The following is an 8,749-nucleotide window of genomic DNA, read 5'->3' as shown; positions in this document are numbered from 1 at the left end:
GTCGCGTGGGGGCGGGGGCCGGGGGGGGGGGGGGGGGGCCCCCGGTGGGCCGCGGGTGCCCCCACCGCTCGCTGCCGGGGCGAACGCTGCCGGGGCGGGGCGACCGCTGGGCGCCGGGCCGCCGGGTCCGGTCGCCGCGCCTCGTGTCTGGGTGCCGCGCCTCGTGTCTGGGTGCCGGGCCGTCGGGCCTGGTCGCCGCGAGGCGCGGTGGTGGCCCGGCGCTACGCCTCGCGGGCGCCCTCGTACATCTCCTCCAGCAGGCCCTTGAAGGCCCGTTCCACCACCGGTCGCTTGATCTTGAGGCTGGGGGTGACCTCGCCGTGCTCGATGTCCAGGTCCCGCGGCAGCAGCCGGAACTTGCGGATCTGCTGCCAGCGCTGGAGCCCCTCGTTGACCCGCTCCACGTAGCCCTCGATCAGCTCGCGGGTCTGCGGCGCGCCCACGACCTCGGCGTACGGCATGCCCTTGAGGCCGTGCTCGGCGGCCCAGCCCATGATCGTCGGCTCGTCGAGGGCGATCAGCGCGGTGCAGAAGTTCCGGTTGGCGCCGTGCACCAGCACATTGGAGACGAACGGGCAGACCGCCTTGAACTGCCCCTCGACCTCGGCCGGCGCGATGTACTTGCCGCCGGAGGTCTTGATCAGGTCCTTCTTGCGGTCGGTGATCCGCAGATAGCCGTCCGGGGACAGCTCGCCGATGTCGCCGGTGTGGAACCAGCCGTCCGACTCCAGCACCTCGGCCGTCTTCTCCGGCAGCCCGTGGTAGCCCTCCATGATGCCCGGCCCGCGCAGCAGCACCTCGCCGTCCTCGGCGATCCGCACCTCCGTGCCGGGCAGCGGCTTGCCGACCGTACCGGTGCGGTACGCCTCGCCCGGGTTCACGAAGCTGGCCGCGCTGGACTCGGTGAGCCCGTACCCCTCCAGGATGTGGATGCCGGCGCCGGCGAAGAAGTAGCCGATCTCGGGGGCGAGGGCAGCGGAGCCGGAGACCGCGGCGCGCAGCCGGCCGCCGAAGGCCTCGCGCAGCTTGGCGTAGACGAGCGCGTCGGCGATCTTGTGCTTGGCGCCGAGCGCGAAGGGGACGGAGGCGTTGCCCGTACGGCGGAAGTTCTCCTGGGACGCCTTGGCGTAGTCGCGGGCCACGCCCGCCGCCCACTGGAAGATCTTGTACTTGGCGGCGCCGCCCTCCCGGGCCTTGGACACCACGCCGTTGTAGACCTTCTCGAAGATCCGCGGCACGGCCGCCATATAGGTCGGCTGCACCACCGGCAGATTCTCGATGATCTTGTCGACCCGGCCGTCCACCGCGATCACGTGCCCGACGGAGATCTGCCCCGCGGTCAGCACCTTCCCGAAGACGTGCGCCAGCGGCAGCCACAGGTACTGCACATCGTCCTCGGTGACCAGGCCGGTCGCCTGGATCGCCCGCGCCATGTACGACCAGCAGTCGTGCGGCAGCCGTACGCCCTTGGGGCGACCGGTGGTGCCCGAGGTGTAGATCAACGTCGCGAGCTGATCGGCGCGCAGGGCCCCGACCTGCTCCTTCACGCAGTCCGGGTTCTTCTCCAGATGGGCGGCGCCGCGCTGTTCCAGCTCGGCCAGGGAGAGCACCCAGTCCTCCGGGTCGCCCTCGGCCGACTGCGCTCCGGCCTCGTCGACGACCACGACATGGGCCAGGTCCGGCAGCTCGGCGCGCTTCTCGCGGGCCTTGGCGAGCTGGCCCGCGTCCTCGGCGATCAGCACACGGCTGCCGGAGTCGGCGAGGATGAACGCCGTCTCGTCCGCGTTGGTGCTGGGGTAGACGGTCGTGGTGGCCGCGCCGGAACACAGCACTCCGAGGTCGGCGAGAATCCACTCGACGCGGGTACTGGAGGCGAGCGCCACCCGCTCCTCGGGCCGGACGCCCAGCGAGATCAGCCCGGCGGCCACCGCGTACACCCGCTGGGCGGCATCGGCCCAGCTCAGCACCTTCCAGTCATCGGGTCCCCGGCCCTCGGCGGACGGCACCGGATAGCGGTACGCCTCGTGGTCGGGGGTGGCTGCGACACGCTCCAGGAAGAGGGTCGCCACGGAAGGTGGCCGGTTCTCGATCAGCGTCTGGGTGTCCGTCACGGCATCCTCCGGGGCCCGCTACGTTGCTGGTGACTCGCGAGTAACCTTCGAGCAGTGATCAGACTAGAGCGCGTTGCGCCATGGCGTAAGGGGCTGCGGCGGACTGGTTCAGGATGAGACCAGTGCGGTGGGTGCCCGGTACACATTTCTGCCGGAGGAGGGCCGGGCGGGGGCCGGGGGGATGGCGTTCGGGCTGGTGAGCGTGGGCTGTCGCCGGTCTTTGGATGGTTCGGGGCGGGCCGCCGGACGAGGCGGGTCGCCGAGCGTCCGCCCTGGCGGGGGGCACGAGGGTGGTGCGGGGTGCGGGCGGCGGGGTAGGGGCCCGGATACGGGTGGGCCGGCGACCCGGTGGCGGGCGGGGGGCCATTGACCCGGTTATGGGCGGGTCAACGGCCCGACGACGGGCGGGTCAGCGGCCCGGTGACGCGGCCTGGAGGCCGATGCCGTCGGGAAGCAGCCCTGTGCCTCCGGGGCAGCAGCCCTATGTCATCGGAGGGGCACCGGGCCGATGCCGTCGCAAGGTCACCGGCCCGATGACGTAAGGGGTCAGCGGCCCAATGACGCGGCTTGGAGACCGATGCCGTCGGCGCTGGGCGCGTTCGACGAGGCCGAGTCGCCGACCATGTGGCCGATCCGCTGGTCGCCCTTCAGCGCCCCGTTGATCTTCTTCAGCCCGCCGCCGAGCTGGGTGACGGCCGTCTGCGCACCGCCGACCGTCCCCTTGACGCCACTCCTGAACTTCTCCGCCCCCGACTGGTCGGCGAAGGCGGGCGCGGCGACACCCACGGACAACGCGGCCCCTGCCAGCAGCGCGGCGACCTTGGTGTACTTCATACGTATCCCTTTCTGGCGCGGCCTCCTCGGCGGCACGGCACTCATGCCGCCCGGACGCCCCCTGGGCCGCCCGGAACACCGCTGCCACCACGACAACGGCGCCCGGCGGGTCCCGGAAACCGCCTGGCCGCCGATTTCCCGCTCGAACCCCCGGATGCCGTACGCAAGGGACAGCCGAGCGGACGGCGCACGAGGGCCGAGCGGGCGGCGTACGCGGTGCGGGGCCACCGAGGGCCGGGGTGCCGGGGGCACTGGGGGTGCGCTGGGGGCCGCCGGGAGCGGGGACCGCCCCAGGACAGCATTCAGCCCCCGGCCCGGAATCGGTCGGGGGCTGAACGGAACGACGGAGCGCTTGCTACCGCTACTTCTTGCTCTTGGAGTCGCCGTCGGAGTCGGAGGACAGCACCGCGATGAAGGCTTCCTGCGGAACCTCCACGCTGCCGACCATCTTCATCCGCTTCTTGCCTTCCTTCTGCTTCTCCAGCAGCTTCCGCTTACGGGAGATGTCACCGCCGTAGCACTTGGCGAGCACGTCCTTGCGGATCGCGCGGACCGTCTCACGGGCGATGACCCGGCTGCCGATGGCGGCCTGGATCGGCACCTCGAAGCTCTGCCGCGGGATCAGCTCGCGCAGCTTGGCGACCAGCCGCACGCCGTACGCGTACGCCTTGTCCTTGTGGCAGATCGCGGAGAACGCGTCGACCTTGTCGCCGTGCAGCAGGATGTCGACCTTGACCAGGTCGGCGACCTGCTCGCCGGTGGGCTCGTAGTCCAGCGAGGCGTAGCCACGGGTCTTGGACTTCAGCTGGTCGAAGAAGTCGAAGACGACCTCGGCGAGCGGCAGGGTGTAGCGGATCTCGACCCGGTCCTCGGAGAGGTAGTCCATGCCGAGCAGGTTGCCGCGCCGGTTCTGGCACAGCTCCATGATCGAGCCGATGAACTCGCTGGGGGCCAGGATCGTGGCCCGTACGACCGGCTCGTGGACCTTGTCGATCTTGCCGGTCGGGAACTCGCTCGGGTTGGTGACCTCGTGCTCGGCGCCGTCCTCCATGTCCACGCGGTAGACCACGTTGGGGGCGGTGGCGATCAGGTCGAGGCCGAACTCACGCTCCAGGCGCTCGCGGATGACCTCCAGGTGGAGCAGGCCCAGGAAGCCGACGCGGAAGCCGAAGCCGAGGGCCGCGGAGGTCTCCGGCTCGTAGACCAGCGCGGCGTCGTTGAGCTGGAGCTTGTCCAGGGCGTCGCGCAGCTCCGGGTAGTCGGAGCCGTCGAGCGGGTACAGGCCGGAGAAGACCATCGGCTTGGGGTCCTTGTAGCCGCCGAGCGGCTCTTCGGCACCCTTGCTGAGCTGGGTGATGGTGTCGCCGACCTTGGACTGGCGGACGTCCTTCACGCCGGTGATCAGGTAGCCGACCTCGCCCACGGACAGGCCGTCGGCGGCCTTCATCTCGGGCGAGTTCGTACCGATCTCCAGCAGCTCGTGGGCGGCGCCGGTGGACATCATCTTGATCCGCTCGCGCTTGCTGAGCGTGCCGTCGACGACCTTCACGTACGTCACGACACCGCGGTACGCGTCGTAGACCGAGTCGAAGATCATCGCGCGGGCGGGCGCGTCCTTGACGCCGACCGGGGCCGGCACCTCGCGGACGACCTTGTCCAGCAGCTCGGGGACGCCGACGCCGGTCTTGGCGGAGACCTTCAGCACGTCCTCGGGCTCGCAGCCGACGAGGTTGGCCAGCTCCTTGGCGAACTTCTCGGGCTGCGCGGCCGGCAGGTCGATCTTGTTGAGCACCGGGATGATCACAAGGTCGTGCTCCATCGCCAGGTACAGGTTGGCGAGGGTCTGTGCCTCGATGCCCTGGGCCGCGTCCACGAGGAGGATGCAGCCCTCGCACGCGGCGAGGGAGCGCGAGACCTCGTACGTGAAGTCCACGTGGCCCGGAGTGTCGATCATGTTGAGGATGCGGGTCGCGCCACTGTCCTCGTCGGTGGGCGCCCAGGGCAGGCGGACCGCCTGGGACTTGATCGTGATGCCGCGCTCGCGCTCGATGTCCATGCGGTCGAGGTACTGCGCGCGCATCTGCCGCTGGTCGACGACGCCGGTCAGCTGGAGCATCCGGTCGGCGAGTGTGGACTTGCCGTGGTCGATGTGCGCGATGATGCAAAAGTTACGGATGAGAGCCGGGTCGGTACGGCTCGGCTCCGGCACGTTCGTAGGGGTCGCGGGCACGCAGGGTCCATTCAGAGAACGCGGGTAGGCGGGACTCGGTTGTTTTTCGTCTCCCCCATGGTCCCATGCGCGGCGGTCCTGGTCCGGTTTGGGAGGCCGAGGAAGCGGCTGGTAGCCTGGTCCACTGCGCTTTGTGCCCTCTCGTACGAAGCGCGACTCGAAATTCCAACGAACCTGAAAAGGCTCTTTCGTGGCGAACATCAAGTCCCAGATGAAGCGGATCAAGACCAACGAGAAGGCTCGTCAGCGCAACAAGGCTGCCAAGTCCGCTCTGAGCACCGCGATCCGTCGCACCCGCGAGGCCGTGGAGACCGGTGACCTGCAGAAGGCCACCGCCGCCCAGGCCCTGGCCGCCAAGAAGCTCGACAAGGCCGTCAGCAAGGGTGTCATCCACAAGAACGCCGCCGCCAACAAGAAGTCGGCGCTGGCCAAGAAGGTCGCGGCCCTCAAGGCCTGACCTGTTCTTCACGCTTCACCCCTGCCGGTAAGGGCCCAGCGGCCCCTCTCTCCGCTCCTTCCGGTGCACCACCGCGCCGCACACGGCCTGCGTTCGCCACGCGGGTGCGGCGCACACACAGCTTGAGACGAAAGACCTCGTGACCACCCTTCCCCGGGGGTTGCGGGGTCTTTCGTCGTGCGGGAGAGACGGGCAACGGGCCTCTGTACTGCGGCTCTCCGGGCGGGGCCCCATCGACCGCCGCCCTCAGGTCCCCCTGTGGCGCAGATCACCATTGCGGCCCTGCGGTCTGTTCCGGTCCGCTACGCTGCCGCGCATGTCGATTCCGGGGGATCAGCACCATCCCTACGCGCAGCCACAGCCACCCACTCCCTCCCAGCCGCCGTCTCCCCCGCTGACCGCCCAGCCGGCATCGGACGCGGCCCAGCAAGGGCCCGGGGCAGTGGGTCCGGGGCCGGTGGGCCCGGGGCCGGTGGGCCCGGGGCCGGTGGGCCCGGGGCCGGTGGGCCCGGGGCCGGTGGGCCCGGGGCCGGTGAGTCCGGGGCCGGTGAGTCCGGGGCCGGTGAGTCCTGGACCGTACGGTTCCGGGGTGCCGCAGCAGGGCCCGTACGATCCGGGGCCCGGCGCAGGCGGCGCGTACGGATTCCCGGCGGCGGGCGGGCCGCAGCAGCCGGGCGTGGTCCCGGCCGGGACCGGCGGATCGGTGTCCGGCGGGGGCGGCGGGACCGGCGGCTCCGGGGGCGGAAGTGCACAGCACTGGCTGTGGGCGCTCGGCGGGGCGGTGGCCGCATCGGCGATGGGCGGCGCGCTCCTCTTCGCCGTCGGTGCTTTCGGGGACGCACGGCCCGACCCGGACCTGGCGGGCTACTCGTACACGTCCGACCTCTGCGACCGGACCTCGTTCACCCCGTTCGAGAGCGCGAACTTCAAGATCAAACCGGCCGGGAGCTCTTCCTCGTCGTCGGGCGCATCCGGCGGCGGCGCGCAGAATCCGCAGTACAGCGGCGTCCAGCAAGGCGCGCTCGACTCGATGTGGTGCAACGCCGAACTGAAGCCCTCGGGCGCCGACAGCGGCGACTACTCCTCGACCTGGGTCTACAGCAGCGCCACCCTGCACAAGAAGACCGACCCGGCGCCGGAGTTCGCGGACAACTACCGCGCGTACGAGAGCCAGCGCAGCTCGATCTCGTACAAGGTCACGCCGGTGCCGGGCCTCGGCGACGAGGCGTACGTCGTCAGCCGGTCCGACGACAGCAGCGGCTCGTACGTGATTCTCGGCGTCCGCGACGGCTGGGCGACGTACCAGATCACCTGGTCGAGCTACACCTCGCGCACCAGCTCGACCAAGCCCCCGACGACCGAGCAGGTCACGGGCATGCTCAAGTCCAGCGCCACGGAGACCCTCCGCAAGCTACGGGGGGAGTGAGGCCCGGGGGCGGTAGGGGGAGGCGGGACTGGTCTTCCGGTCCGGTTGAGATCGGCCCTCTGGTCTGATCCGGTCCGGCCCCGGTCGGGGTTGGCGGGGTTGGCCGGGTTGGTCTTCCGTTCTGGTCCCGTCGGGGGGCTGGCGGGGCTGCTCGGTCGGGAGGGGCTGGGGGGGCGTCCCGGGGACGGTACGGGCGGCGGGCGCGAGAGCAGGCCCGGGTCCGGACGGCGAGCGCGTGTCGACCCGCGGGATTCGGTTGACGTCCGGGCTGCGGGGGCTGGCCGGTGGAGCAGCCGCCGCGAGCGGGGCGGTCCCGGCCGACTGATGGGACAGGCCGATCCCCGGGGGGCCGACGCCCACCCGGTGCGAGCAGGCCGCCGCCCAGGCTACGGGAACCGGGCCTACTCCCGCCCTGCGTGAGCAGACCGACGCCCGGGTTACGGAAACCGGGCCGACGCCCACCGGCACGAGCAGACCCATGCCCGGACAACGAGCACCTGACCGTCGCCCCCCGACACGAGCAGACCGGCGCCCGGCCGACGAAGGCAGGACGGCGTCTGGTCAGTGGGAGCAGGTCAGCGCCCGGACAACGGCAACCGGGCCCAGGCCCACCCGGCACGGGCGGTTTCCGGCCCCGCCCCGCCTCGCCCCGTCAGCGGGAGCGGGCGGCGCGGGCGATGGTGACGACGGCCTTTTCCAGTGCGTATTCGGGATCGTCGCCGCCGCCCTTGACGCCCGCGTCGGCCTCGGCCACCGCGCGCAGCGCCGTCGCGACACCGTCCGCCGACCAGCCGCGCATCTGCTGCCGCACCCGGTCGATCTTCCAGGGCGGCATACCCAGCTCGCGGGCGAGGTCACCGGGGCGGGCACCGCGCGGGGCGGAGGCCAGCTTGCCGATGGCGCGGACACCCTGGGCGAGCGCGCTCGTGATCATGACGGGTGCGACGCCCGTCGACATGGCCCAGCGCAGCGCCTCCAGGGCTTCGGCGGCCCGGCCCTCCACGGCACGGTCCGCGACGGTGAAGCTCGACGCCTCGGCACGGCCGCGGTAGTAGCGGGCGACGATGGCGTCGTCGATGGTGCCCTCGATGTCGGCGACGAGCTGCGAACAGGCCGAGGCCAGCTCGCGCAGGTCGCTGCCGATCGCGTCCACCAGCGCCTGGCACGCCTCCGGGGTGGCGGAGCGGCCCGCCGCGCGGAACTCGCCGCGCACGAACGCGAGGCGGTCGGCGGGCTTGGTCATCTTGGCGCAGGCGACCTCCCGCGCACCGGCCTTGCGGGCGGCGTCCAGCAGGCCCTTGCCCTTGGCGCCGCCGGCGTGCAGCAGCACGAGGGTGATCTCCTCGACCGGGGAGCCGAGGTACTTCTTCACGTCCTTGACCGAGTCGGCGGACAGGTCCTGGGAGTTGCGGACCACCACGACCTTGCGCTCGGCGAACAGCGAGGGGCTGGTCAGCTCGGCGAGCGTGCCGGGCTGGAGCTGGTCGGGCGCGAGGTCCCGGACATCGGTGTCCGCGTCGGCGGCGCGGGCCGCCGCCACCACCTGCTGCACGGCGCGGTCCAGGAGCAGGTCCTCCTGGCCCACGGCGAGCGTGAGCGGTGCGAGCGGGTCGTCGTTTGCTGCTTTCCTGGCCATCGCGCTCCAGCATCCCACGCCCCACTGACAGCGGCGTTCGGTCCCCGCCCCCCGG

Annotated in this window: 6 protein-coding genes; 2 read left to right on the top strand and 4 right to left on the bottom strand. The window is 71.6% G+C overall.

Annotated elements, in window-relative coordinates; translation table 11 throughout:
- Positions 1-221: 221 nt before the first annotated feature.
- The 3 genes from ACFV57_RS02330 to lepA form a co-directional block, all read right to left on the bottom strand.
- Positions 222-2,111: an AMP-dependent synthetase/ligase gene (locus ACFV57_RS02330; RefSeq protein ID WP_385224781.1), complete on the bottom strand. Its 1,890-nt coding sequence runs from the start codon at positions 2,109-2,111 to the stop codon at positions 222-224.
- 546 nt (positions 2,112-2,657) lie between these two features.
- Positions 2,658-2,945, bottom strand: coding sequence for a hypothetical protein (locus ACFV57_RS02325; RefSeq protein ID WP_385224779.1), 288 nt, complete (start codon positions 2,943-2,945; stop codon positions 2,658-2,660).
- A 361-nt stretch (positions 2,946-3,306) separates the two neighbouring features.
- Entirely contained in the window at positions 3,307-5,175 is a 1,869-nt protein-coding gene (lepA, locus tag ACFV57_RS02320; RefSeq protein ID WP_385224777.1) for a translation elongation factor 4, read from the bottom strand.
- Positions 5,176-5,365: 190 nt separating this feature from the next.
- Between lepA and rpsT the strand changes: the two genes are divergently transcribed.
- Both rpsT and ACFV57_RS02310 read left to right on the top strand, forming a co-directional pair.
- Entirely contained in the window at positions 5,366-5,632 is a 267-nt protein-coding gene (gene rpsT, locus ACFV57_RS02315) for a 30S ribosomal protein S20 (RefSeq protein ID WP_385224775.1), read from the top strand.
- A 589-nt stretch (positions 5,633-6,221) separates the two neighbouring features.
- A complete protein-coding gene (locus tag ACFV57_RS02310; RefSeq protein ID WP_385224773.1) occupies positions 6,222-7,058 on the top strand; it encodes a hypothetical protein in 837 nt (278 codons plus the stop codon).
- Positions 7,059-7,710: 652 nt separating this feature from the next.
- Here the strand turns inward: ACFV57_RS02310 and holA are convergent.
- The gene (holA, locus tag ACFV57_RS02305) at positions 7,711-8,694 is read right to left on the bottom strand and encodes a DNA polymerase III subunit delta (protein WP_385224771.1); all 984 of its coding nucleotides are present in this window, start codon (positions 8,692-8,694) and stop codon (positions 7,711-7,713) included.
- Positions 8,695-8,749 lie beyond the last annotated feature (55 nt).

The sequence above is a fragment of the Streptomyces sp. NPDC059788 genome, assembly GCF_042732265.1.
GTDB lineage: Bacteria > Actinomycetota > Actinomycetes > Streptomycetales > Streptomycetaceae > Streptomyces.
This window is presented reverse-complemented; position numbering and strand designations above follow the sequence as displayed.

Coding starts and splice junctions, on each gene's coding strand:
- ACFV57_RS02325 (WP_385224779.1), bottom strand. CDS start 2,945: ATGAAGTACACCAAGGTCGCCGCGCTGCTGGCAGGGGCCGCGTTGTCC.
- holA (WP_385224771.1), bottom strand. CDS start 8,694: ATGGCCAGGAAAGCAGCAAACGACGACCCGCTCGCACCGCTCACGCTC.